The sequence below is a fragment of the Streptomyces pseudovenezuelae genome (assembly GCF_001513955.1).
GTDB lineage: Bacteria > Actinomycetota > Actinomycetes > Streptomycetales > Streptomycetaceae > Streptomyces > Streptomyces pseudovenezuelae.
In genome coordinates this window covers 228,377-251,444 of record NZ_KQ948151.1, presented here as the reverse complement: position 1 = coordinate 251,444, position 23,068 = coordinate 228,377, and the positions used below count along the sequence as shown (strand labels likewise).

17 protein-coding genes, 2 pseudogenes and 1 riboswitch are annotated in these 23,068 nt (G+C 70.5%); of the genes and pseudogenes, 9 read left to right on the top strand and 10 right to left on the bottom strand.

The genetic code is table 11. The features are described 5' to 3' along the window. Nucleotides 1-47 precede the first annotated feature (47 nt). Nucleotides 48-386: a hypothetical protein gene (locus AQI94_RS32915; protein WP_158806389.1), complete on the bottom strand. Its 339-nt coding sequence runs from the start codon at nt 384-386 to the stop codon at nt 48-50. A gap of 498 nt (nt 387-884) precedes the next feature. On the opposite strand from AQI94_RS32915, the gene AQI94_RS32910 reads away from it, so the two are divergent. The 3 genes from AQI94_RS32910 (at nt 885) to AQI94_RS32900 (ending at nt 9,129) form a co-directional block, all read left to right on the top strand. Further along, nucleotides 885-2,420, top strand: a complete 1,536-nt coding sequence (locus AQI94_RS32910) for an MFS transporter (RefSeq protein WP_234438838.1) — start codon at nt 885-887, stop codon at nt 2,418-2,420. Nucleotides 2,421-2,956: 536 nt separating this feature from the next. Beyond that, a complete protein-coding gene (locus AQI94_RS32905; protein ID WP_031055899.1) occupies nt 2,957-6,235 on the top strand; it encodes an ABC transporter permease in 3,279 nt (1,092 codons plus the stop codon). A gap of 59 nt (nt 6,236-6,294) precedes the next feature. Next, entirely contained in the window at nt 6,295-9,129 is a 2,835-nt protein-coding gene (locus tag AQI94_RS32900) for a hypothetical protein (protein WP_225890349.1), read from the top strand. Nucleotides 9,130-9,170: 41 nt separating this feature from the next. Here AQI94_RS32900 and AQI94_RS32895 read toward each other — a convergent pair whose 3' ends face one another. Both AQI94_RS32895 and AQI94_RS32890 read right to left on the bottom strand, forming a co-directional pair. Continuing rightward, on the bottom strand, nt 9,171-10,136 hold the full coding sequence (locus AQI94_RS32895; protein WP_031058397.1) for an ABC transporter ATP-binding protein: 966 nt from the start codon (nt 10,134-10,136) through the stop codon (nt 9,171-9,173). 506 nt (nt 10,137-10,642) lie between these two features. After that, the gene (locus AQI94_RS32890; protein WP_031058401.1) at nt 10,643-11,032 is read right to left on the bottom strand and encodes a nuclear transport factor 2 family protein; all 390 of its coding nucleotides are present in this window, start codon (nt 11,030-11,032) and stop codon (nt 10,643-10,645) included. A gap of 80 nt (nt 11,033-11,112) precedes the next feature. Between AQI94_RS32890 and AQI94_RS32885 the strand changes: the two genes are divergently transcribed. Then, nucleotides 11,113-11,922 (top strand): helix-turn-helix domain-containing protein, encoded by an 810-nt coding sequence (locus tag AQI94_RS32885; RefSeq protein WP_234438852.1) that lies wholly within the window; start codon nt 11,113-11,115, stop codon nt 11,920-11,922. 253 nt (nt 11,923-12,175) lie between these two features. Here AQI94_RS32885 and AQI94_RS46035 read toward each other — a convergent pair whose 3' ends face one another. Then, on the bottom strand, nt 12,176-12,664 hold the full coding sequence (locus AQI94_RS46035) for an RHS repeat-associated core domain-containing protein (protein WP_318658131.1): 489 nt from the start codon (nt 12,662-12,664) through the stop codon (nt 12,176-12,178). Between AQI94_RS46035 and AQI94_RS46460 the strand changes: the two genes are divergently transcribed. Next, on the top strand, nt 12,629-12,781 hold the full coding sequence (locus AQI94_RS46460; RefSeq protein ID WP_318658132.1) for a hypothetical protein: 153 nt from the start codon (nt 12,629-12,631) through the stop codon (nt 12,779-12,781). The two genes, AQI94_RS46035 and AQI94_RS46460, sit on opposite strands and share 36 nt — an antisense overlap. 262 nt (nt 12,782-13,043) lie before the next feature. Here the strand turns inward: AQI94_RS46460 and AQI94_RS46030 are convergent, their stop codons facing one another. The 3 genes from AQI94_RS46030 to AQI94_RS32870 form a co-directional block, all read right to left on the bottom strand. Further along, nucleotides 13,044-13,352 (bottom strand): hypothetical protein, encoded by a 309-nt coding sequence (locus AQI94_RS46030; RefSeq protein ID WP_225890348.1) that lies wholly within the window; start codon nt 13,350-13,352, stop codon nt 13,044-13,046. Nucleotides 13,353-14,042: 690 nt separating this feature from the next. After that, nucleotides 14,043-14,684: a DUF4142 domain-containing protein gene (locus tag AQI94_RS32875; protein ID WP_051832896.1), complete on the bottom strand. Its 642-nt coding sequence runs from the start codon at nt 14,682-14,684 to the stop codon at nt 14,043-14,045. Between the two features lie 572 nt (nt 14,685-15,256). Further along, nucleotides 15,257-15,892: a helix-turn-helix domain-containing protein gene (locus AQI94_RS32870; RefSeq protein WP_031058410.1), complete on the bottom strand. Its 636-nt coding sequence runs from the start codon at nt 15,890-15,892 to the stop codon at nt 15,257-15,259. A 126-nt stretch (nt 15,893-16,018) separates the two neighbouring features. Here AQI94_RS32870 and AQI94_RS32865 point away from each other — a divergent pair, with 126 nt between their 5' ends. From AQI94_RS32865 to AQI94_RS32860, 3 genes and pseudogenes are all read left to right on the top strand, one after another. Next, on the top strand, nt 16,019-17,407 hold the full coding sequence (locus AQI94_RS32865; protein ID WP_051832889.1) for an MFS transporter: 1,389 nt from the start codon (nt 16,019-16,021) through the stop codon (nt 17,405-17,407). A gap of 5 nt (nt 17,408-17,412) precedes the next feature. Next, a pseudogene (locus tag AQI94_RS46655) lies at nt 17,413-17,613 on the top strand (leucine zipper domain-containing protein); the annotation flags it as partial. Nucleotides 17,614-17,875: 262 nt separating this feature from the next. Next, on the top strand, nt 17,876-18,157 hold the full coding sequence (locus AQI94_RS32860) for a hypothetical protein (protein WP_031058415.1): 282 nt from the start codon (nt 17,876-17,878) through the stop codon (nt 18,155-18,157). Nucleotides 18,158-18,301: 144 nt separating this feature from the next. On the opposite strand, the gene AQI94_RS32855 is transcribed toward AQI94_RS32860, so the two are convergent. Beyond that, entirely contained in the window at nt 18,302-19,288 is a 987-nt protein-coding gene (locus AQI94_RS32855) for an alpha/beta fold hydrolase (RefSeq protein ID WP_051832898.1), read from the bottom strand. On the opposite strand from AQI94_RS32855, the gene AQI94_RS46025 reads away from it, so the two are divergent. Then, nucleotides 19,280-19,444, top strand: a complete 165-nt coding sequence (locus AQI94_RS46025; protein WP_167364530.1) for a hypothetical protein — start codon at nt 19,280-19,282, stop codon at nt 19,442-19,444. The genes AQI94_RS32855 and AQI94_RS46025 overlap by 9 nt on opposite strands. Before the next feature lie 474 nt (nt 19,445-19,918). Here the strand turns inward: AQI94_RS46025 and metE are convergent, their stop codons facing one another. Further along, the gene (metE, locus tag AQI94_RS32850; RefSeq protein WP_031058426.1) at nt 19,919-22,237 is read right to left on the bottom strand and encodes a 5-methyltetrahydropteroyltriglutamate--homocysteine S-methyltransferase; all 2,319 of its coding nucleotides are present in this window, start codon (nt 22,235-22,237) and stop codon (nt 19,919-19,921) included. Nucleotides 22,238-22,405: 168 nt separating this feature from the next. Continuing rightward, nucleotides 22,406-22,630, bottom strand: a riboswitch (cobalamin riboswitch). Nucleotides 22,631-22,827: 197 nt separating this feature from the next. Next, a pseudogene (locus AQI94_RS32845) lies at nt 22,828-23,046 on the bottom strand (3-hydroxyacyl-CoA dehydrogenase family protein); the annotation flags it as partial. Nucleotides 23,047-23,068 lie beyond the last annotated feature (22 nt).

Genomic DNA, 23,068 nt, shown 5'->3' with positions numbered 1-23,068 from the left:
CGTACGGACGGTTCGTGCATCGGTCCAGCCGGTCCCAGCAGTCGGCGCTACATGCGCAACAGCCCGACCGTGAGCAGCGTCAGGATAAGGAACAGGACGCCGCAGCCGAGCAGAACGTCGCGCACGACGGCCCGCCGGCCCTGCGGGGTGTCGGTCCGCCATCGGAGATCGACGGACACGCTGCCGTTGTCGAGGTTCTCCGCGAGGCGTTGCGCATCCCCCAGGTGGTACACCACGTAGCTGGTCTCTGATGTGCTGGCGGAGGTCTTGTGCTCTTTGCTCCGCACTCCATGAGCGGCGGCGACCGCGCGGACATGCTTCGGCCGCACTCGCCACAGCGGGGCTACGTGCCAGCCTCTCAGCCAGGTCTCGTCATCAGGTGTCATCGGTCGTGACTTTACGACGCGTCAGGTTGCGCGGGAATACGGCGAACGACGGGAGTGACTGCGCACATCGACGCTGTGGGGTTCCGCGTGCGATGCCGCCCGGCCGGCCGCCCGGGAACCGGACGCCTTTGGGAAAGCCCTCTGCTACGCGCTCCAGACCGACGGCCGGATGAGCCTGCGATACCTCGCCAAGCGTCTGGGCCGACAGAAGCTCTGCGCGGCTGCCACGCCCCGGTCCTGGCCGGCCTCGTGATGTGGGTGGAGTCGTCGTGAGAACCACCAGTCTCGTCCGCGGGTCCGCGGCCGGGCGGAGGGCTTGCTTCCCGCCGTCCAGGCGCCCGCGCACCCGCCGTATCCGGCTCTGCTGCGGGTTCGCCTGGGTGGGGGCAGACTGAGAGGGTGAGTGACACACGCCTCGGGGGTGCTGGCACCACGCCGGCGCCTCGCTCGGTTCATCAGCAGACGCTGGCTCTCGCGGCCATGATGTTCGCGGTTGCCATGACGTTCATCGATCAGACCATCGTCTCGATCGCCGCCCCTGACATCGTCCGGGAACTGGGCCTCTCAGCGTCCGGGATGCAGTGGGTGATCAACGCGTATCTGCTGGCGTTGGCCGCCTTCTTCGCTGTCGGCGGCCGCCTGGCTGACCTGTACGGCCCGCGCCGGATCGTGGTCATCGGCACGCTGGTGTTCGTCGTGTCCTCGGTGATGTGCGGCTGTGTCCCCAAGGGGGACGCCGCCCAGGGCTGGCTCATCGGCTTCAGGGCTGTCCAGGGAGCCGGGGCGGCACTGCTCTTCCCTGCCGCGCTCGCCGTGGTCGTGGCGGTGTTCCCGGCAGAGCGGCGCGGCCGGGCCCTCGCGCTGTTCTTCGGGCTCTCGGGTGCGCTGACCGCCGTCGGGCCGCTGCTGGGCGGCTGGCTCACGGCGGCATGGACCTGGCGCGCGGTGTTCTGGGTCAACGTGCCCGTGGCCGTGGTGGCGCTCGTACTGACCGCGATGGCACACATCGCCGACCGCAAACGGACCGGCACCCTGGACATCGTGGGCGCCGCTCTCATGGCAGCCGGCATGGGACTGAGCGTTCTCGGCTTCCAGCAGGCCTACTCCTGGGGCTGGGACAGCCCGGTCACCTGGCTCTGCGTGGCGGGCGGCCTGGCGATCCTGGCCGTCTTCGTCCGCTACGAGCGGGGCGTCCGCCATCCGCTGATCGACCTGCGGGTCTTTCGGGACCGGGGCTTCACCATCGACGCGGTGGTGCTGTTCTGCGCCATGCTCGCGTTCGTTCCGCTGTTCTTCTTCGCCTCCGTCTACGCACAGGTCTCGCTCAGCGCCTCGCCCAACCAGGCAGCGCTGTTCCTGTTGTATGTGTTCGCGGGCTTCGCCATCGCCTCGCAGTGGGGCGGGCGGATCCTCGATCAGCGGGGTGCTCGTCCGGCGCTGAAGGCGGGCGCCGTCCTGGGCTGCGTCGGCTTCGCCCTGTGGGCGGGCAAGCTGACCGATCTGTCCATGCACGACCAGTGGCCGTACGCGGCGTTGGCCGGGGCGGGCATCGGCTTCATTCTGGCTCCCGCCTCCACGGACGCCGTCAACCGTGCGATCGGACCTTCCTACGGCGAGGTCACGGGCGTCACCCAGACGGTGCGCAACTACGCGGCGAGCGTGGGCATGGCCGTCTTCGGCACCGTACTCACCCATGTCACGCGCTCGAACGTGACGAGCACTCTCGAGTCGCGGGGCCTGTCGGCCGAACAGGCACGAGACACCGCCCACCACCTCAGCAGCTCCATCACGGGCAGCGGCGACGCCAGCCCGCCCTCGGGCACCGGTGCGGCGGCGGACCGGACGCGCGACGTCGTCAGCGCGGTCCGCATGGACTTCGCCGAGGCGAATCAGTGGGTCTTCTACGGCATGGCCGTCGCCCTGGGGATCGCGTTCCTGTTCGCCCTGTGGCACCCGGGCGGCACCGCGGCCGATGCGGCCGGGCTCTCGTCCGCCGAGGCGCAGGACCAGCACGTCCCCACGACTGCTGACTGATCCTCACCACGCTTGCCCGAGCCGGGCCCGAGCCGGGGGAGGGGGCATGCGAGCGCTACTGTCCGCCGACAGGGAGGGCGTCCGCTCAACCAAGGCGTAGTAGCGCGGGGCTGCGCCCGCCGGCTCGGCGTTGAACTCGGGGGACAGCGGCTCAAGCTGATGCCCCCGGTCACGCCGTTCGGAGCCGCCATCCTCGTCTTGGAATTGACCGGAATGCCGACCACCGACCACCGACCACCGACCGCGGACCAGCGCCACGGTGAGTCCCTACCCACGTGCACGCGACGACCGAACACATCCCCAACACCCCAGCAGATGAACGACGTTGGATCCTGAGCAGGTTGGCACCACCTGGCATCGACCGAACGGCACCGGCGATCCTTGTGCGGTCTTGGTGATGACTGGTAGGACTGTGACACGCCGTCACCGTCACATGTTCGATTCTGCGGGGGTTGCATGTGGCCGCCACGGCCTTGACTTCTTCGCCTCGGTCGCGCCCAGGTGCCCCGCGTCCTCGGCGGCAGCGGCTCCCCGCCGTGGTCAGGCGCGCCACCCAGCATGGGCCGACGCTGGCCGCTGTCGCGGTGACCGTGCTGCTGTGTGCGACGGCGTTGGCCGCGCTCGCGGCGCTGGCGGGAAGTTCCGTGCAGGACGGAGCCGTACGGCGGCTGGCCGGTCGCCTCGACGCGCAGGCGAGTGTCAGCGCGTCCTTCCGGGCCGGCGGAATGGCCGTCGCCGATCGCGATGTGCGGGCCGCCGCCGACCGGGTGTTCGCCGGGGTGCCGCAGCGGACCTACGTCGGTCTGCTCGGTGTGTCGCCGGTCTCGGTGACAGGGATCGGCGACGGGGCCAGTCCGCCTCGCGCTCCCGGAGCCAGCGGGCTGCACCCTGTCGCCGTCCAAGGCGGGGGCGGGTTCGGGCAGTTGGTAGCCGGGCGATGGCCCGCCGGCACCGCCGACGCACCGGCCGCCGCGTTCACCTCCCTCCCCGAAGTCCGCGTCGGCTCCGGTTCCACCGCCCCGGTCGACGCAGCGCTGCCCGACGCGCTGGCCCGGCGTCTGGGCGTCGGACCCGGCACCGCTCTGCGCGTGGAGGACGCCTTCGGGCGCGCCGTGACCGTACGGATCACCGGCGTCTTCCGGGCGCGTGGCGCCGTCGGATTCTGGCCGGCCATGGCGGGCGACCTGGCGCCCGGGGCAACCGCCGATCAGAGCCTGCTCGTGGTGTCGGCGTCGGATCTGAACGGCAGTGCCGTCCTGAACGGACACCTGACGGCTCACTGGAGTGTGCAGCCCGACTTCTCCCGGGTCGACGCGGACAGCCTCGCCGGGCTGCGTGAACGGCTGCGTGCGTTCTCCGGGAGCCGGAGTCGCGTGTCGGTGTTCGGCGGGCGGCAGCCGTCGCTGGACGACCTGACCGTGGTCTCCGGTCTGCCGGGGGCGATCGACGACCTGACGGTGCCCATGGTGGCGGCCCGGTCCTCGCTGTACCTGCCGAGCGTGATGCTGGCGGCCCTCGCCCTCGCCACCCTGGTCCTGGCCGCACGTCAGTTGACGGTGCGCCGGCGCGACGAGCTGGCTCTGCAACGGGCCAGAGGCGCCGGCACCCTGCGGTTGCTGGGGAGCGCCGCGGGGGAGTGGGCGCTCACCGGCATCCCCGCCGCCGTCGCCGCGCCCTTCCTGGACGGACTGCTGCACCCCGGTGACCGAGGCACCGGCGCCTGGGCGGCGGTGGGTGTGACCCTGCTCGTGCACGCCGCGGCGGTGCTGCTGCCCGTACTGCCGTCGGCGCGGCCGGAGTTGGCCCGGGGTGCCCGGGCCGCCGCCGCGCAGCGGCTCAGCGCCGACCTGGCCCTGGCGGCCATCGCCGTCCTGGGCTATCTGGAACTGCGGCGGCACCACTCACTCCTGGCCGGTCTCGGTACCGGCGGCGCGTCCGCGGACCCGGTGCTGGTCCTGGTGCCGACCCTGGTGGCGGGCGCGGCCGCGCTTCTGCTCCTACGACTGCTGCCGCTGGCCTCTCTCGCGCTGGACGCGTTCGGCCGTCGTAGCCGGGGGGTGGTCCTCGCGCTGGCGGGCTGGCAACTGGGCCGGCGGGCCGCGCGCAACGCGGGACCGGTGGTGCTGATGTGCCTGGCCGTGTCGGTGAGCGCCTTCGCGACCACCGCGCTGGCCGCCTGCCTCGGCGCCCTGGCTTCCGAGGAGGCCGCGTTCACGGTCGGCGCGGACGTGCGGATCTCGCCGTCCGCAGCGGGCAGTTACCCCTCCTCCGTACTGGGCTCCGCCTATCGCGCGCTGCCGGCGGTGACTGCCGTGACGCCGGTGACGCGGTCGACGGTGAACCTGCCCGGCGGCGCCACCGAGGACCTGGTCGGCACGATCGGCGGACCCGCTCCCCGCACCCCGTCACCGGGCGTCCACGGCATACGGCTGCCCGGGCGTCCGACCGCGCTGCTGCTGGAGGAGCGGCTGAGCAGTGACGGCAACCGGGCGGCGCCCGGCCTGGAGCTGACCTTGCAGGACGCCTCCGGTCTCGTCAGCACGGCGACCACCCACCTGCCCGCCGCGGACGGGGCTCGGCACACCGTCGTCGTCCCCCTCGATGTGGCTCTGAGCGGCGGCCACCCGAGGCAGTACCCGCTGACGGTGACCGCCGTGAGTCTCCTCCCGCAGCCGGACACACGTCCCGCGCGCCTGGACCTGGAACTGATACGGGTGGGCGCGCGCGGCACCTCGGACACCTGGGTGACCCGGCTGCCCCGTGGGCAGGCCTGGGCCGACGGCACGGACCACGCCTCCGACTCCACCGCGGGCGCGTGCGGCGGAAAGCCCACGGGCGGCTACGAGCCCGGCACCCCCGGGGTGTGCTCCGTCGTTCAAGGCGGCTCCGCGGTACTGCGGACCAGCGTGAGCACCGGTATCCGGTCCTCTCGGGACATCGACGACTCCCTCGGCGGCGGCGTCCTGGCCGACAGCGACTACGACGTCCGGCCCGCCAGTCGGGTGCGGCTCGTCGCGGGTCCGGTCGGCCGTCCCGCGCCGCTGCCGGTACGCGCCGACGCCTCGACGCTGAGCGCCGCGCGGTTGAGCGTGGGCGCCACCACCACGCTGGATCTGGGCAGCGCCCGGATCACGGCCAAGGTGGTGGGCCGGGTCGAGTCGCTGCCCGGACTGGGCCGTGGACAAGGGCACTTGATCGCCGACCAGCGCCAACTGGCCGCCGCGATGACGCGGGCCGGTGCCGACCATGAGGATCCCGCTTTCTGGTGGCTGAGCAGTACCGACAGCGCGCGCACGGCCGCCGTCGCCCAGGCGCAGCCCGCGCTGGGCCGCGTCACCACCACCGCGCGTACCGCCGCTTCCCTGCAGGCGGACCCGTTCCGCAGCGGTCTGCGCCGGGCACTGGAACTGGTCCGCTATCTGGCCCCCGCTTTCGCGGTGATCGCCTTCACCGTGCACGCCGTGGTCTCCACGCAGCAGCGCCGCAAGGAGTTCGCCCTGCTGCGGGCGATCGGCGTCCGCGCCGGACACCTGTCCGCGCTGCTGGCCACCGAGCAACTGGGTCTGGCGCTGTTCGCGGTGCTCCCCGGGGCGCTGATGGGCATGGCCCTCGCGTCGGCGGTGCTGCCACTGGTCACGGTGGACGACAGCGGACAGGCCCCCTATCCGCCGCTGCCGCTGGTCATCCCCTGGGCGACCGTGACGCTCTTCACGGTGGCCACCGCTGTGGCCATCAGCGCGGTCGTACTGGCGCTGGCCCGGCTGCTGTCACGAGTGGACCTGGTGCGGGTGCTGCGAGCGGGTGAGGACCGTTGAGCCTGCGGCCCGGTACGACCGACAAGGACGACCCCGGACACGACCTGGAAGGACGTACCGTGACGCGACCGGTGGGCGCGGGCGCGGCGGTGACGCGCCGCCTGATACGCAAGGAGGCCCGTGGCGATCTGCCGCTGCTGGCCTGCCTCGCGGCCGTCGTCCTGGTGCTCACGGCGCTCTGCGCATGGGCCCCGGCCTTCGCGGGCGGCCAGGAGGACAGGGCACTGCGGCAGCGCGTCGACGCCGCACAGGCAGAAGCGCCCCTGATCAGCCTGAGCACCACCCCCCAGGTCTTCGACACCGTGCCGCCCGCGGTGGACGCGGCCGGTCTGCTCGACGCCGGACGCACCCTCACCGAGCAGCTCACCGGCCCCGCCGCACGGCATGTGACCGTCACCGGCGGCAGCTACGACTACGACCAGGCGTCCCTGATCTCCCCGCGCCCCCCTGGCCCGGCGAACACCAGCACCCGGCTGGCGCTCAGCTATCTGCCGTCCGCACGGGCCCACCTGCGCTACGTCAGCGGCCGGCCGCCGGCCGACCGCACGCCGTTGGGCACGGCGCCCCAGATCGGGTTGTCGCAGGCCACCGCGCAGGCCCTCGGCGTGCGGGCCGGCAGCCGGCTGACCGTCGAGTTCGCCAAGACGCTCGGCGTGCAGAGCGCACCGCCCCACGCGCAGCTGCTCGTGAGCGGCGTCTACCGCACCTCGGCCGCGCGCGACGACTTCTGGTCGGGCCGCGAGACGCTGGAGCAGCCTTCCCGCTACCCGGCCGAGCACTCCGCGGGCACCGTGCTCGCCGTCCGCGGCCTCGTCGGCCTCGACGCGGCGGACCTGCTGGCCGGCGCCGGCGTCGCCGGTCCCCGGATGACCTGGCAGCTGCGCGCCGACCTGTCCGGGGCGGCGCTCGACCGGGCCCGGGCACTGACCGGCCCGCTGTCCCACTACAGCGCGGATCTGAGCGACGAGCTGTGTCAGGGAGCCGACCCCCTCACCGGCGACCTCGCCTGCCATATCGGCGGCCAGGCCACCGGCCCCCTGCTCGTGATCGACTCCCTGACGCCGCTCCTCGCCGCCTTCACCGCTCAGGACCAACAAGCCAGAGAGCTCGCGACGTTCGCCGTCGACGCGCTGGCCGCGGTCGCCCTGGCCACTGTCACCGTCGCGGTACGGCTGCTGCTGCGCCGCAGGCAGACGCATCTGCGGTTGCAGCGCGCTCGGGGCGCGTCCACCCTGCGACTGGTGCTGCTGCGCTGCGCCGTTGCCTGGCCGGTGGTGGCGGTCGCCGCCCTGCTCGGCTGGACGGCCGGACAGGCCCTCGCTCACAGCGGCACGTCCGGATCACCACACCCCATGACCGCCGCCCTCATCGCCTCGGCAGTGGGCCTGACACTGCCTCTGATGACCTGGCTCGCGACCCGCGAACCCCGCAGACCCGGCCGACTGCGGCGCTCACGCCGCAACATCGCCGTCGGCCGCCGCGTGGTCCTGGAGCTGACGGTACTGAGCGCGACGGCGGCGGGCGTGGTCGCGCTGCGCTCGCAGGGCCCCGACGGCATTCTCGGCGCCGTACCGGCACTGGTGGCGCTGACCGTCGTACTCATCCTGCTGCGGTGCTACCCGTTCGTGCTGCGCATGGTGCTGCGGCAGGCCCGGCGCAGCCGGGGGACGGTGGGTTTCATCGGGGCCGCCCGGGCCGCGCACGACGCCCCGGCGACCGGGCTGGCCCTGTTCGTCCTGGTCCTGACCCTGGGTACGGCCGTGTTCGGCGGCCTCGTGGACCGTACGATCGACGGCGGCCTGGCCACCGGTGCGGCCTGGACCGCCGGTGCCGACGCGAGCGCGACCGTGGCCGGGACCGTCACACCCCTCTCGGAGACCCGCAGCCCCGGAACACGGACCGCCCTCCAGCATCTGTACACCCTCGACCTGGCAGGACAGGCCGACGGCGCGGAGATCTCGCCGGTCGCCGTGATCGCCCTGGACCCGGAGCAACTCGCCGCACTCGCTCCGACATCGCAGCTGGCCTCCACCCTGCTGGCCCGGCTGCCCCCGTCCACGGATTCCCGAGCCGACACGAACGCCCCACTGCCCTGCCTCCTCTCACCCGACCTGCGGGCGAGAGAGCACACCGGCGGCTTCACCGGCAAGGTCGTGCCCGACGGACAGCGCCCGAGGGACCTGGTCTTCACACCGGTCGGCACCCTCACCACCGCCGAACTGCACGACCCGCTCCTGGGGCCGGTCACGGCACAGACGCCCGCCGGAACCCCCCTGCTGATCACCACCACCAGAGCCGCGCGCCTGATCCCCCCACAGTCCTCGGGAAGCACCGTCCTGCTCCTCAACGGCCGCACTCCCGCCACCGCGTCACCCGCCGCACTGCGTTCGACGGCGGCCGAGGAACTGGGGCCACTGGCCCGGATCCGCGTCCGCTCCGAGACGCTGAGTGCTCTGCGCGCCGACGGCCTGACCCGGGGACTCGGCACGATCTACACCACCACCTCGATCCTGGCCGCCCTGTCGGGACTCCTCGCGCTCGTCCTGGAACTGACCCTGACCTCGCACGAACGCAGCCGGACGACTTCCTTTCTGCGCACCCTCGGACTCGGCGGCACACAAGCCGGAGCGCTGCACTTCCTGCAACTGCTGCCGCTGGCGCTCACCTCAGCGGTGGGCGGCACACTGCTCGGCCTGCTCGAACCGCGGCTCATGGCGCAGACGTTGGACCTGCGGCAGTTCACCGGCGGCCCCACCCAACCGGCACTGCACACCGACTTCTCACTGGCCGTCGCTCTCGTCGCCGGCGTGATCGCGCTGATCCTCGCCGCCGCGGTCACCGAAGCCGTCCTCGCCCGGCGGCGCGGACTGGGAGCCGTACTGCGCCTCGACTGAAGCCCGCGCGGCGCCCGCCCTGCCAGCCGCTGTGGACGCGTTCAGTGTTCGGGGCCAGCGCCTGCCGCGTCCTGTGCGTCCGCCCGCGCCCGCCGCGCGGCCTCGTCGGGCCACACACCCACGTGGTCGCTCTCCAGCACGAGCCGCACCCGCTTGCGCAGGTGCAGACGCTCGGTGAACTCACCCGGCAACTGCAGCCGGCCGCTGCCGTCCAGCACCGCGTACTCCTCCGCGGTGTGCACCTCGACGCCGTCCTCACCGGTGGAGACCTGGCGCAGCACCTCGGTCGACGTGCGCCCGTCGCGGATGCGTACGGTGCGCTGCACCTGCTCGGACACCAGCGCGTCGTGGGTGACCACGACCACGGTGACGCCCAGCTCCTCGTTGGCCCGGCGCAGCGCGGCGAAGACCTCGTCGCTGGTGGCGGTGTCGAGTTGACCGGTGGGTTCGTCGGCGAACAGGACCCGCGGCTCGTTGGCGTTGGCGACGGCGATCGCGACCCGCTGCTGCTCGCCGCCGGAGAGCGTGTCGGGAGTGCGGTCCCGGCAGTGGCCGACGGACAGCAGATCGAGCAGTTCCTCCGCCCGGGCCCGGCGCCGGGATCGCCGGATCCCGGCGTAGGTCATCGGAAGCATCACGTTCTCGGCCGCCGAGAGGTACGGCAGCAGGTTGCGGGAGGTCTGCTGCAGGACGAAGCCCACCGTGCGACGCCGGTAACGGAGCCGCTCATGACGCTTCATCGCCAGCAGGTCGTGCCCGGCGACCTCGGCGCCTCCCGCGGTGGGCACGTCCTGGCCGGAGAGTATGCCCAGCAGGGTCGACTTGCCCGAACCGGAGGCGCCGACCACCGCGATCATCTCGCCCTCGGCCACCGTCAGGTCGAGGCCCTGCAGGGCCTGCACCTCGACGCCCTCGGTCTGGAAGATCCGCACCAGATTCGCGCACACGACCAGCCCCGCCTCGCGCCGCGGGACCCCGGCCACCGCCCGCCGACGCAGTTCGGCCAAGTCCGGTGCCCCGGACGGCTGTTCGTGAACTGGCACACGATCCCCCGAGAAGGTGAAGTCTGCGGACAACGCTGTCAGGCAGTGGCCAGAGTAATCCGGAAGTCTCTGCGAGGGGCCGGATCCACCCGTTCGACGGCGACGCGCAGATCAGCGTGGCGCGCAGGGTGGGCGTCGCGCTGAAACGCTGGGCGACATCATGCTGGTGGCCGGTCCGGTCGACCTGGGGGAGCCCGCGGACAGCCGCGGCCGACCTCCGTAACGACGGGCCGACCGCGGACCGCAGACGGGGCGCCGCTCCCAACGCTCCGGCCTGGGGACCGGATCGAATCGCTCGGAGCTGGCAGGGCCGACAGATGCCCGCGCCGGCTCGTCGTGGGGGGCGAATCCCGGGAGCGCGGTCGTCGACGGCAGGTGTATCCTGCCGCACCTGACAACTGTCCCGGCAGATACCTTGCTGACGAAGGGCGAGGGATGACGCTGTTGAGCAGGCAAGAACCCAGGAACGGTCAGCGGACGGCGGTCTCCCACCACACCAGATTGGCGGCCGACTGGGCCACCGGCTCGATGATCTCCCAGGCTTCGGTGATCAGCCCGTTGTCGATCCGCCAGATGTCGACGACCGCGATCTCCGGCCCGGCACCGGGGAGTTGTCGTCGCGAGTGCATGACGACGTGATCTCCCTCGGCCAACAGGTGGTGGACCTCGACCCGCATGTCGGCGAGCGGGGTGAGTGCTGCCTGTACGGCGGCGAGCCATTCCGTTTTGGTGGAGGAAGTCGAGTCCGGCCTGTGATGGACGAAGTCATCGCTCAGCAGCGGTTCGAGCGCGTCGGTGCTGCCCGTCTCCATCAGTTCCGTCAGCGCCCGTTGGACGATGCTCTTGTTGTCTGCGGTCATGGACGCAGTGTTTCCGTGGTGGCCACGGTTGTCGATGAAGTCGCATTTCATGGCGTGCGGCTTCGTGTTGAGTACTCTCCATGACTGTGCAGACGGTTGGGGAGCTCCTACGGCAGTGGCGGCATCGCCGACGACTGAGCCAACTCGACCTCGCGATCGCCGCCGACGTCTCGGCTCGCCATGTCAGCCTGGTCGAGACGGGCAAGTCCAATCCGAGTGCCGACATGGTCCTGCGGCTCGCGGACCAGCTCGATGTGCCGTTGCGTGATCGCAACCAGCTGCTGCTCGCGGCCGGCTTCGCACCCCGCTACGCCGAACGACCACTCGACGACGGTGCGCTTTCCGCGGCTCGGGACGCGGTCGCCAGGGTGCTTCGTGCGCATGAGCCGTACCCCGCGGTGGCCTTCGATCGCCGGTGGAACATCGTGATGACCAACCGCGCGGTCGAGCCGTTCTTCGCGGACGTCGATCCCGACCTGCTACGGCCGCCGATCAACCTGGTGCGACTGGGGCTGGACCCGCGAGGCTTCGCCCCTCTGGTAGTCAACCTGGCCGATGTCCGGGTGATGTTCCGCTCCCGCATCAGGCGTCAGCTCGCCGTTGCACCCGATGCCGAACTCACCGCGCTCTACGAGGAACTCCTGGCGCCCGACTCCGAGGACACGTCGCGCCGAACGGTCGAGTCCGATGTCGTGATCCCGATGATCCTTCGCTTCAACGGACGAGAACTGCGGCTGTTCTCGACCATCACCACGTTCGGCACTCCGATGGACATCACGCTGGACGAGGTCGCGATCGAGTCGTACTACCCTGCGGACGCGGAGAGCGCCGCGTACTTCGAGGGTTCCCGCGGTGACGTTCGAGCAGCTGTCGACCGCACTCATCGGTAGCGGAGCACTGGGGATCAGGCGAAGAGGGCAACAAGGAGCGTCACCAGGAGCACGATGCCGAGAACGGTTCGTGCGGCGCCGTTCATACTGTCCTGAGCCCAGGGTACGAAAACGAACAGCACCGCGCAGAACGCGGGGACTCCTGCCAGGACCACCGTTAAACGACCACGGTAAGAGCTGATGTGGACCTTCCGGCTAGGCATGGTGGGGACCCTCCCCGGTCCCGGCCGCACCGGGTCCGGGGAGGCCACGGTCACGACCCGGTGCGGGCCGCCTTCAAGCTCTTGGTGACAGCGCCGGTGCCTCCGGACACGGCACCGGTCAGGGCACCGACCGCGCAGGCCTTTCCGACGGAAGAACCGTCGATGAGCGCCGTCACCGCACCTCCGGCGCAGCCGTCGGCAGCCCCGCCAATGACCGGGCCGAGGACTCCGTCAAGCAATGTGCTCGCGACAGCGCCGACGGCGGCACCTCCCACAGCGCCCAAGAGGCTGGCGAGGTACGTGGGATCGGTCTGGTTGACGCGGTCGCCCGCCGCGTACAGGTAGGGGTTGGTTTCTTGCCCGGAGGGGCCGGGGTGGGTGAAGCGGCCGATATGGGGGTCGTAGTAGCGGGCGCCCATCTTGTACAGGCCGGTGGGGTCGAGGTAGGCGCCGCTGTAGCGCCGTGCCGTCGGTGAGGTAGTAGTAGGACTGCCCCAGTGGTCATGGAGTTCAAGATGCCCGCCGGTTCGCGGATGAATGCGGTGTCGACGCCGTTCGTGGTCGTGGACGCCAGGCCGAGCGCGGTGTGGTGGAACCACGTCGAACCGAACTTGGTGCGTTCGGAGTTGTCAGTGCCCGCGGACATCTGGCTGTAGTCCGTCCAGGTCTCGTTCGTGCGCGCGGAAGCCGCGACGTGTCCGCCGGCCGTCTCGTTGCCGAGCTTGTTGTACGACCACGGCGTCGCCGAGCCGGAACGGCCCGTCAGTCCGGTGAAGGGGTTCAAGCCCGCGACCTTCAGGCGGCCCGGGCCGCGGCCTGGACGCGAGAGAGTCACGTCTGATCCGGAACCAGGATCGTCAGATCCTTCGGCCACCCGGACAGCGCCGTGGGACCCGGGCGTGTGTCGGACTCCGGAGTTCAGTGCTGATGGCGATCGTCCTGGGACAGGTAGAGAGGACTGATCTGACGCCAGTAGCCCTGCACGAGGTCTTCGGCCTCCCGTACCGCCCGCCGAGCGCACGGCGCCGAGGTCGGCAGGCCCTGGCCGGCTTCGGCGGTGGCGGAGCCCATGCGCCAGGCTGCTCTCAGCATCGCCCGACGTGCGGCTCGGCGGGATGCGGCGGCGGTACGTGTGCTGCTGTTTCGGCCCGCCGGCCACCATCGCGCGAGCAGGATCGCCGCCACCGCCGACAACGCGCTGGCGGCGTACATCTCATGACCGGCCACTGGTTCCTCCCGCCGGACGCTTGGACCGTGCCGGATTCCTGTGCCCCCGTTTCGCACTCTCAACGTCACCGATGAGCCAAGAAAACCTCACAGCCGTCGGCGGGTCGTGGTGGGTCGGTGCCGCGCGGGCAAGTTCAACTTCGCGCGGGGCCGCGGGGAGCCGACGTGCAACAGGGTGCGCGTGGCCCCATCCCTGCCGCATCCGCGCCCCGCCCATCCCGCCCGTCCATGGGACCAGTGCGGCGCGGTCTCACCTGCGACAGCGGCGCCCCCCCCGCATGAAGCGGTACGCAGGACGACGTGGCTTCCCTGCTGGCTTGGCATGGCGATCGCCGCACCATGAGCGAACACCTCGTCGTCGGGGTGCGCCGTCAGCACGAGGGCTGTCGATCCCCTGCCCAGATGGCTGAAGAACACGGCAGTCTTCCCATATTGGAACTGGCGGTGAGGTTGTCGCTGGGCCGGCATGCCGAGGGGCACGGGACCGCCTTCGGACGGAGGGCGTGCCGGTGCCGACGGCCGGTCTTCAGTTCGGCACGGTCGCCGTCAGGCAGCCGCCGTAGCCGTGTGCCGAAGCCGGCGGCGTCCTTGTCGGCCGGGGCGGGTGCGAGGTCGACCAGGAGCCTGCACAGACAGCGAGCTCCTGGGACATCGGAGATCCGCACCCAGCCCCGGCCGTCGGTGAATGGATCAATCCACCGTTGAACGCGGCGAGACCGTGCTGTCGGCCGGGGGAGTGAGGATGACCTGTGGCTGGCCCGCGGCAGGAGGCGGCGGGGTGAGGTCATGGGCGGGGAGTGAGGGCGGCGAGGTCTCCTGGAAGACGGCTTGGTCGAAGTCCACGAGGCCGGTCTTCTCCACGGCCCTGATGTGGTCCAGGACCGTCTGGTTGGCCTCGGCGGCCAGAGCGCGGATCAGTGAGTTCTTCGTGGTGCTGCGCACACTGGCGATCGTCATGAGTAACTGGCCGTCCACGGCGCGCACGGTGGTCGCCATGTCGGCGCCGAACTGTTCGGGACTGTCTGCGTTCAACCGGGACACGAAGCCCTGTTGCTGCGGGGACGGCTGGTCGGGCAGCGTGATGCCCAACTGGCCGGCCGTACTGCGGCAGGCAGCGTCCAACGATGCGTCCTCGGCGGTCAGTTGCTGACCAGCGGTCCTGATGGACTTCGTCGTGCTCTTCTGCAGGGCCATGAGGCCGACGGAATACTCCCACAGTCCGGCCGCGCGCACCTTGACAACGAAGTCTCGATCGGCTTCCGACAGCTTTCCTGACTTTGGCGCGGCGATGATCCGATCGGGCGCGCTACTGGCCTTCTGGACTCCGAGCATGGCGGGGTAGAGGAGGGACCCCAGGGTGGCAGCGAGTGCACCACCAAGAAAGAGCGATCCCACCGCGGTTCGTGAAAAATGCACCGTGACTCCTGATCCGACATTCGGATCCCGCACCTACGGTCATACGAACTCGGGGCCCATCGGGGCCTTTTGGGATCGCAACGACTGTGCAAAATCGAGAATCGAGCAGGGGTGTGATGCCTCTGGAGCGCCAAGGGGCAGGCGGAAAGGGGCCGTTGGGCCCTATCGGTGGATCCATTGAGGGGCCATTGGGCCCTATCCGGACTGTGTGCCTTTTGGCCGATCATGGGGCGGCGGCCGGGAAGGGCCTGTCCGATCCCGCACTTACGGTCCTTCCCGGCCGGCCGACGCTGTCATCGGCGTATCAATTGTCCGGAAGGAGCGCAGCGAACGCGCTGACGAGTCGGGATGGGTGAGGTTCTTCAGTGTTGCCGTTCCGGCGCGCGTGGGCTTCCTGCCACGCCGTTTCCGCACACCAACGAGTGGCCGTGGGCGGGCAAGGAAGGTGATGCCAACTGCTCGGTCGGAGGGAGTCCAGGCGTTGTGAGTCATGACGTTGTTGACGGTGGGTTTGGGGCGGTCGGCGGGGCGAGATCCGTTGTGGACGGTCCGGTGCGGACGATGGCTTGGTCTCCTCGTGGGCCGAACAGGTGCAGGATCTCCACAGTGTTCGTATCCGCGGGGCCGAACCAGTGGGGCTCGGTGGTGTCGAATTCGGCCACTTCGCCGGGGCGCAGCGTGAAGTCCTGCGCCCCGAGAACGAGGCGCAGCCGACCGGCGAGGACATAGAGCCATTCGTATCCCTCGTGGGTGACCAGTTCCGGCTGGCGTGGCGTCAGTACCTGCTTGAAGACCTGCACTCGACCCGGGTACTGCGTCAGGGGTACGAGGATGCTGCCGCGCTCCTTGCGCAGGGGCCGCAGGTGCACCCGAGGGTCACCGCTGGCGGGGGCCGCCACCAGTTGGTCGAGTGCGACGTGGTGGGCCCGTGCCAGCGGGATGAGCAGGTCCAGAGTCGGACGCCGTTTGCCCGATTCCACCCGGGACAGTGTGCTGACCGAGATCCCGGTCGTGGCCGCGAGTCCTTCGAGCGTGAGTCCCCGCTCCCGGCGCAGCATGCGCAGCCGGGGCCCGATGCCATCGAGAATCTGTTCCAGCTCCGCATCCCTGGCTCCTGTGTTCATGGATTCATTTTTGCAGTGTTCGCAAAATTGATGGGCTGCGGCTGTCGTTCGGGCTGAGTCTTGCCGGGCACTGTTCCCGGACCTCAGAGGTAGACCGTGACCGCGACAACACCCCCTGCTCAACCCATGCTGAGTGTGCGCAGACGCTGGACGGTACTGGCCGTCTGCTGTCTGAGCATGTTCCTGGTGGGCCTGGACACCACCATCGTCAATGTGGGTCTGCCGGCCATCGGGCGCGGCCTGGATGTCGACACGCGCGGTCTCGAATGGATCGTGGACGCCTACACCCTGGTCCTGGCCAGTCTCCTGATCTCCTCCGGCGCACTGGCGGATCGCTTCGGACGCCGCCGGGTCTTCCAGTGCGGGCTGGCCGCGTTCGGCGCGGCCTCGCTGGTCTGTGCGCTCGCCCCGTCGGCAGGCGTACTCATCGCGGCCCGCGCCCTGCAGGGCATCGGCGCCTCGATGCTCAGCCCCGTGGCGCTTGCGATCGTGGTGAACGCGATGCCGGACCCGAGGGAGCGGGCGCAGGCGATCGGCATCTGGGCGTCAGTGTTCGGGCTGAGCATGGCCGCTGGTCCCGTCACGGGCGGTGCGCTGCTCGCGGGGCTCGGCTGGCGTTCGCTGTTCTGGATCAACGCACCGGTCATCGCGGCCGCTCTGCTGCTCAGTGCGATGTTCGTGCCGGAGTCCCGGGCGCCGCGAGCCCGGCGCCTCGACCTGCCCGGCCAGGTCCTGCTGACCGTGGTCCTTGCGGTCGTGGTCGGCGTCCTGATCGAAGGGCCTCGCATCGGCTGGACGTCGCCTGCGGGGCTGGCGGGATACGCGGGGGCTGCTGTGGCGACAGCCGCATTCGTGCGGGTCGAGTCCCGCCGACGTGAGCCGCTGATGGATCCGCGGATCTTCCGGAGCCCGGTCTTCAGCGGCGCTGTCCTGGGCGCGGTGGCGGTCTTCGTCGCTCTGACCATGACACTGCTGCTGAATACCCTCTACCTGCAGAACACCCGGGAATGGACGCCGCTGGCCGCCGGAGTGGCGACCTTGCCCCTGGCCGTCGGAGCGACTGTCTGCGCCCCTTGGTCCGGCCGCATGGTCGGCCGCACGGGCCCACGGCTGCCGCTGCTCCTTGCCGGTGGTTTCATCACGGCCGGCGGGCTCTGCCTGGTCCGGCTCACTCCACACACGAGTGTGTTCCTGCTGCTGGCCGCATACTTGCTCATCGGCGTCGGGTTCGGCTTCGCCAATGCCCCGATCACCAATACGGCGGTCAACGGACTGCCGCCCGCCCGTGCCGGCGTGGCCGGGGCGATCACCTCCACCGCACGGCAGCTCGGCTCCGCCCTCGGCATCGCTCTCGCCGGTGGCCTGGTCACGGCCACCAGCCCGACGGAGCTCGCACACGCGTCCCGCCCGGGCTGGATCCTGGTCGCCACCTGTGGCGTGCTGGTCTTCCTCGTCGCCCATGTATCACGGCCGCAGGAGGCGACCATGGGCCTCGCCTCCCCGCAAGCGCGGTGAGCCGCGTGACTCACCGCAACGCCACCGTTGTCCGTTGAAGGGCGCCGCCTCGTCGAGCGCTGCCGAACGGGCCCCCTTGCTCACGTCGCCGCTGAGATGGGAATCTCCTGGGCCGGTGCCTCGAAGTGGGTGAACCGCTACCGCAGACTCGGCGAGATCGGCTCTTGGACCGCTCCTCGACGCCACAACACCAGCCGACGGCCACCCAGGGGAAGTAGTAGCCCAGGTCGAGGTCCACGCGGTGGCTCTGGGTGTGCGCGAACGAGGCGGAGCAGCGGGGGGCCAAGGAGAAGATCCTGCACTGACCGTCGAACGGACGTGTGCGTCGCGACAGGGCGTGGCCTCGTATCCGGGACCGCGCCCTTCGCGCATGACGTATCTCCCCAGGCAGAGCGTCTTGGCGGCCACCTGGCCGTTTGAGTCGTCGGTCGGGATGCGAGTCGGTTCTGCCCGTTGGATCGTGGAGTCATGAACCATCACGAGCAGTCCCATCGGATGATCGACATCGACACCCGGCTCGTCAAGATCGGCGTCGTGCTCACCGCGGCCGGGGCCGTGGTGGCGAGCACCGGCCTGGCCATCGGAGCCTTGGCCGTGTTCACGGCAGGTCGGCGCATGATCCGCGACATGGAGGTGTCCCCGACCCAGCAGGCGGTCGCGAAATGGGAGCAGGCCAAAGAAGCGTCTCGAGCGGGTGTGAGGGCGTGGCAGACCGCGTCCGACACCCAGAACGGGTCGCCCGCCCGGTAGTCCGGCGAAACCTCGCCACCCAATGGGCGCTCGGAGCCCTGGCGTCGAGGGCGGCCGCAGTCGGCCCAGAAGGGCGGCGTCAGGGGTTTCGCCGTACTGCCGTGCCGACGATGCGAACTGATGCTTCGCCCCCGCGCCCCCCTCCTAGGGAGCCGGGCTGATGTCGCCGTTGGTGTTCATGGTGAATATGCCCTGGCTCTTGCCGTCGACCTTCAGGTGCTTGAGCCAGTGCTTCGAGAGGTTGTGCACGTTGTTGTGCTGCATCTCCCACACCACCGAATGCCCGGCGCAGTCCAGCTTGACCATCAGCTTGTGGTCGCCGGCGATGGCGTTGTAGAGCGCGGGGACCGAGAAATTGAGTTCCGGATCCTCGCTCGACGTGTTCGCCTGCCTGTCGTACTCTCCGTACGCGATGAGGACAGGCACGCTGCCGCCGAGGACGCCGCCCTGTGCCGCGGTGGTCTTGTTCCAGCCCCACCGTACGAAGTTCCTGATGCGATTGAGCCCTTCACCTACCTTGCCCCACGTGCTGCCCACCGGATCGCTTTCCATGATCGCGTTCCACACCCGGTCGCGCATCGCATCTTCGCGCTGGCCCTCGCAGTGCACCTCGTTGCCCCACCCGTTCCAGGTTCCGTCCTTCGTGCTCACAAACGTCGGGAAGCCGGGCTGCGGCAGCGGGGCGGGGACGTTCGACGTGCCCTCGGGCGGGAAGATCGGCGCCAGCAGGAACAGGCTCGACACCTTGCCCGGGTTCTTGACCGCGTACGGCCCCATCGTGAACGCGGCAGCGGACCAACCGATGAAGGCGACCTTCTTCACCCCCCGCTCGTGGATGATCCAGTCCACGACGGTGTTCAGGTCGTCCCGGTCGCTGATCGAGTTGGTCAGCTGGAACGGGTAGTTCGGCGGCCCCGGCGTGAAACCCGGAGGTCGCGGCTTCAGCAGGCCCTGTTGGGCGGGGTTGACGTTGTGAGGGTCGTCCATCTTCGGCCGCGGCGACAGCCCCGAGCCCTGGAGGTCCATCATGAAGACGTCGTAACCGGCCTTCGCCAGCGCATCGGCCCAGCTGTACGACTTGAAGTCGAGATCAAAGCCCGCGAGCACCGGAACGCTCCGGCCGTGGAGCATCAGGACGGCCGTGCGCTCGTCCAGGTGGCCAAGGGACGTGCCGTCGCGCTCCCTTACGAAGAGTTCGACGTTCTCGTCCTTGTTCGCGGGGACGGTGGACTTGTGGGGTACCCGGTGATCTTTCACGGTGACGGGCATGAGGATCCGTTTCTGTGAACTCCGACGGGGCCGTCGTTGGCCCGCCCAGACCACGCTCGATGGGAGGGGTCGTCCGCGCCACAGCAGGCGACCAGTCGTGTGACGTGCACTCTCTCCGTACCGGCGGCGGTTTGCTCCGGCTCGTGGTCCTGCACCGGCGACAGCCGCAGCGCCACCGCGCGTCGGCGGTCAGCTCGCCCGCCGGCCCCGTCAGCCGGGGGTGGCGCGGCGCCTATGGCGTCTCCGAGGGCGGGAATGAACTCGAACGAGTAGGAGCGGCCTCCCTGTTGGAGGAGGCCACGGATGGACACTGCGCTGACTGCCCTGGTGCTGGGCGTACCGAGAGCCATGGGCTCATGCTTTCTCCGATGCCGATGCCGATGCCGATGCCGATGCCGATGCCGATGCCGATGCCGATGCCGATGCCGATGCCGATGCCGGGGCCGGGGAAGGACGCCGAGTGCGTCCTTCCCCGGCCGACGGGGCCTGCGGTCAGGACGAGGAGAGTTCCTCGCGGACCGTGCGGGCGGCGGTGACCAGGTGTTCCAGTGAGGCGCGGGTCTCGGGCCAGCCGCGGGTCTTCAGGCCGCAGTCAGGGTTGACCCACAGCCGTTCGCCGGGAATGGCCTTGAGCCCGGTGCGCAGCAGTCCGGCGGCCTCCTCCGTGCTCGGGACACGCGGCGAGTGGATGTCGTACACGCCCGGTCCCGCCTCGCGCGGGTAGCCGTGGGCGGCGAGTTCGCGCGCGACCTGCATATGGGAGCGGGCGGCTTCGAGACTGATGACGTCGGCGTCGAGGTCGTCGATGGCCTGGACGATGTCGCCGAACTCGGCGTAGCACATGTGGGTGTGGATCTGCGTGTCCGGCCGTACGCCGCTCGTGGTGAGTCGGAACGCCTCGGTCGCCCAGGCCAGGTAGGCAGGGCGGTCGGTGGCCCGCAGGGGGAGTGTCTCGCGCAGGGCGGGTTCGTCGACCTGGATGACCGAAGTCCCGGCCGCTTCAAGGTCGTCGACCTCGTCGCGCAGGGCGAGGGCGACCTGGCGGGCGGTGTCGCCGAGCGGCTGGTCGTCGCGGACGAAGGACCAGGCGAGCATCGTGACCGGTCCGGTGAGCATGCCCTTGACCGGTCGTGAGGTGAGGGACTGGGCGTACGTCGTCCAGCGGACCGTCATCGGCTCGGGGCGGGAGATGTCGCCGGCCAGGATCGGCGGGCGGACGTAACGGGTGCCGTAGGACTGGACCCAGCCGTGCTGCGTGGCGAGGTAGCCGGTGAGTTGCTCGGCGAAGTACTGGACCATGTCGTTGCGTTCGGGCTCGCCGTGCACCAGGACGTCCAGGCCGGTCTTCTCCTGGAAGGAGATGACCTCGCTGATCTCTGCCTTGATGCGCTCCTCGTAGCCCGCCGTGTCGATCCGGCCCGCCCTCAAGTCCGCGCGGGCGGTACGCAGTTCACCGGTCTGCGGGAAGGAGCCGATGGTCGTTGTCGGCAGCAGCGGCAGTCCGAGGTGCGCGCGCTGCGCGGTGGCGCGTTCGGGGTAGGGCTGGGAGCGGCGGGCGTCGGTGTCCGTGACTGCGGTGGTCCGGGCCCGTACGGCGGGGTCGTGCGTGATCGGCGAGGTCGCGCGGGAGGCCAGATCGGCCCGGTTGGCGGCGAGTTCGCCGGTGATCGCACCTGTGCCCTGCGCGAGGCCCTTGGCGAGGGTGACGATCTCGCTCGTCTTCTGGCGGGCGAAGGCGAGCCAGCGAAGGATCTGCTGGTCGATTTCGCGTTCCGCGGCGGTGTCGACCGGGACGTGGAGCAGGGAGCAGGAGGCGGCCACGTCGACCCGGTCGGCCAGCCCGAGCAGCGTGCCGAGGGTGGACAGGGACTTGGTGAGGTCGTTGACCCAGATGTTGCGGCCATTGACCACGCCTGCGACCAGCCGCTTGCCCGGCAGTCCGCCCACGGAGGCGAGATCGCCGAGGTTGGCGTAGGCGGCCTCGGTGAAGTCCAGGGCCAGCCCCTCCACCGGCGCCTTCGCCAGCACCGACAGGGCGTCGCCGAGTCGGTCGAAGTAGGAGGCGACCAGCAGCTTCGGGCGGCCGGTGAGGGCGCCGAGGTCGCGATAGGCGCGGGCGGCGGCGTTCAGCTCGGCCGGGGTGCGGTCCTGGACGAGCGCGGGCTCGTCGAGCTGCACCCACTCGGCACCGGCCGCGCGCAGGTCGGCGAGGACTTCGGCGTAGACCGGGAGCAGGCGGTCGAGGAGCGTGAGCGGCTCGAAATCGGCGGGGACGCCGGGGGCGGGCTTGGCCAGCAGGAGGTAGGTGACCGGACCGACCACGACAGGCCGGGCCGTGAGGCCCAGAGCGAGGGCTTCCTGCAGCTCGGCGACCTGCTTGGTCGTGTCGGCGGTGAAGACGGTGTCCGGGCCGAGTTCGGGGACCAGGTAGTGGTAGTTGGTGTCGAACCACTTGGTCATCTCCAGCGGTGCGACGTCCTGGGTGCCGCGGGCCATGGCGAAGTAGCCGTCGAGGGCGTCGGCGTCGACGGCGGCCCGGTGGCGGGCGGGGATCGCACCCACCATGACGCTGGTGTCCAGGACGTGGTCGTAGTACGAGAAGTCGCCGGTCGGGACCTCGTGGATGCCGGCGTCGGCGAGCTGCCGCCAGTTGCTGCGGCGCAGCTCGGCGGCGGTGTCCTGGAGCGCGTTGGCGGTGACGCGGCCCTTCCAGTAGCCCTCGATCGCCTTCTTGAGTTCCCGGCTCTGTCCCTGGCGGGGGTAGCCGTACACGGTGGCCCGGGCTGCCGCGGCTGCGGACTTGGTGGTCACGGAGATCTCCTTCGCGAGACGAATCCCTGAGATCCCGGTGACGGGACGCGAGCGCGAAGGGGTGACGGAACCGGGCGGAGGCGACCTTGCGCTGCACAGCGCGGTCGTGCGCTCGGTATGTACGCCGACCCGCCCACGAGGTCACCGGGATGTCCGCGCGCGGAGTCGTCCGCACACGGGCAGGTGGCAGGTCTTCGGACTCACGGGCACGCCCTCCTTGTCCGGAGGACACCTACTGGCCGTCGCTTCCCAGACCCTGTACCTCGGTTCCAGTGCGTATGACGGCGGTCGTTCCCGCTCACCGCTGCGGGGCAGTCCCGGATTCCCACCGGGTTCCCTCTTGCGACGCATCCCGTCTGGCGGACGGGGCGAACCAGCTGCACCTGCCAGCCTAAGGGGCTGGCTACGCGTTCGGAGGGCCGTGTCCATGATTCGGAGGGTGAGCTGGTGCACGCGGGTGACGGGTGTGAAACGGACCGAGGGCGGGAAGAGCCTGCACGCGTCTGCCGCCCCTTCCCCTGCCCGCGCCGCGCGGCACCCTCACCCCGCGGCGGCGTCGCGGGCCCCTCAGCCCGCGTCGTACCAGGCCCTCAATCCTGGTCGTGGATGTGGAACCCCCGGCCGGTCTTACGCCCGAGGAGACCGGCCTCCACCATTCGCTGGAGCGGCGGCGGGGCGTAGAGCGGCTCGCGGCACTCGTCGTAGAGGGAATCGGCGATCGCGTCGACCTCGCCGGCCACGGTGTCGAGACCGGCCCTGGCACACACCTCGGCGATGCCCGCGCCCGTCTGCCCGCCTGCGACCACTCCGACGCGCCGGATGCCGTGCTCG

What these genes read in the sequence shown, in the direction of transcription:
- AQI94_RS32915 (WP_158806389.1), bottom strand. Translation starts at nt 386, where the DNA reads ATGACACCTGATGACGAGACCTGGCTGAGAGGCTGGCACGTAGCCCCG.
- AQI94_RS32910 (WP_234438838.1), top strand. Translation starts at nt 885, where the DNA reads ATGACGTTCATCGATCAGACCATCGTCTCGATCGCCGCCCCTGACATC.
- AQI94_RS32890 (WP_031058401.1), bottom strand. Translation starts at nt 11,032, where the DNA reads ATGACCGCAGACAACAAGAGCATCGTCCAACGGGCGCTGACGGAACTG.
- AQI94_RS32885 (WP_234438852.1), top strand. Translation starts at nt 11,113, where the DNA reads ATGACTGTGCAGACGGTTGGGGAGCTCCTACGGCAGTGGCGGCATCGC.
- AQI94_RS46460 (WP_318658132.1), top strand. Translation starts at nt 12,629, where the DNA reads ATGGAGTTCAAGATGCCCGCCGGTTCGCGGATGAATGCGGTGTCGACG.
- AQI94_RS32875 (WP_051832896.1), bottom strand. Translation starts at nt 14,684, where the DNA reads ATGCTCGGAGTCCAGAAGGCCAGTAGCGCGCCCGATCGGATCATCGCC.
- AQI94_RS32870 (WP_031058410.1), bottom strand. Translation starts at nt 15,892, where the DNA reads ATGAACACAGGAGCCAGGGATGCGGAGCTGGAACAGATTCTCGATGGC.
- AQI94_RS32865 (WP_051832889.1), top strand. Translation starts at nt 16,019, where the DNA reads ATGCTGAGTGTGCGCAGACGCTGGACGGTACTGGCCGTCTGCTGTCTG.
- AQI94_RS32860 (WP_031058415.1), top strand. Translation starts at nt 17,876, where the DNA reads ATGAACCATCACGAGCAGTCCCATCGGATGATCGACATCGACACCCGG.
- AQI94_RS32855 (WP_051832898.1), bottom strand. Translation starts at nt 19,288, where the DNA reads ATGCTCCACGGCCGGAGCGTTCCGGTGCTCGCGGGCTTTGATCTCGAC.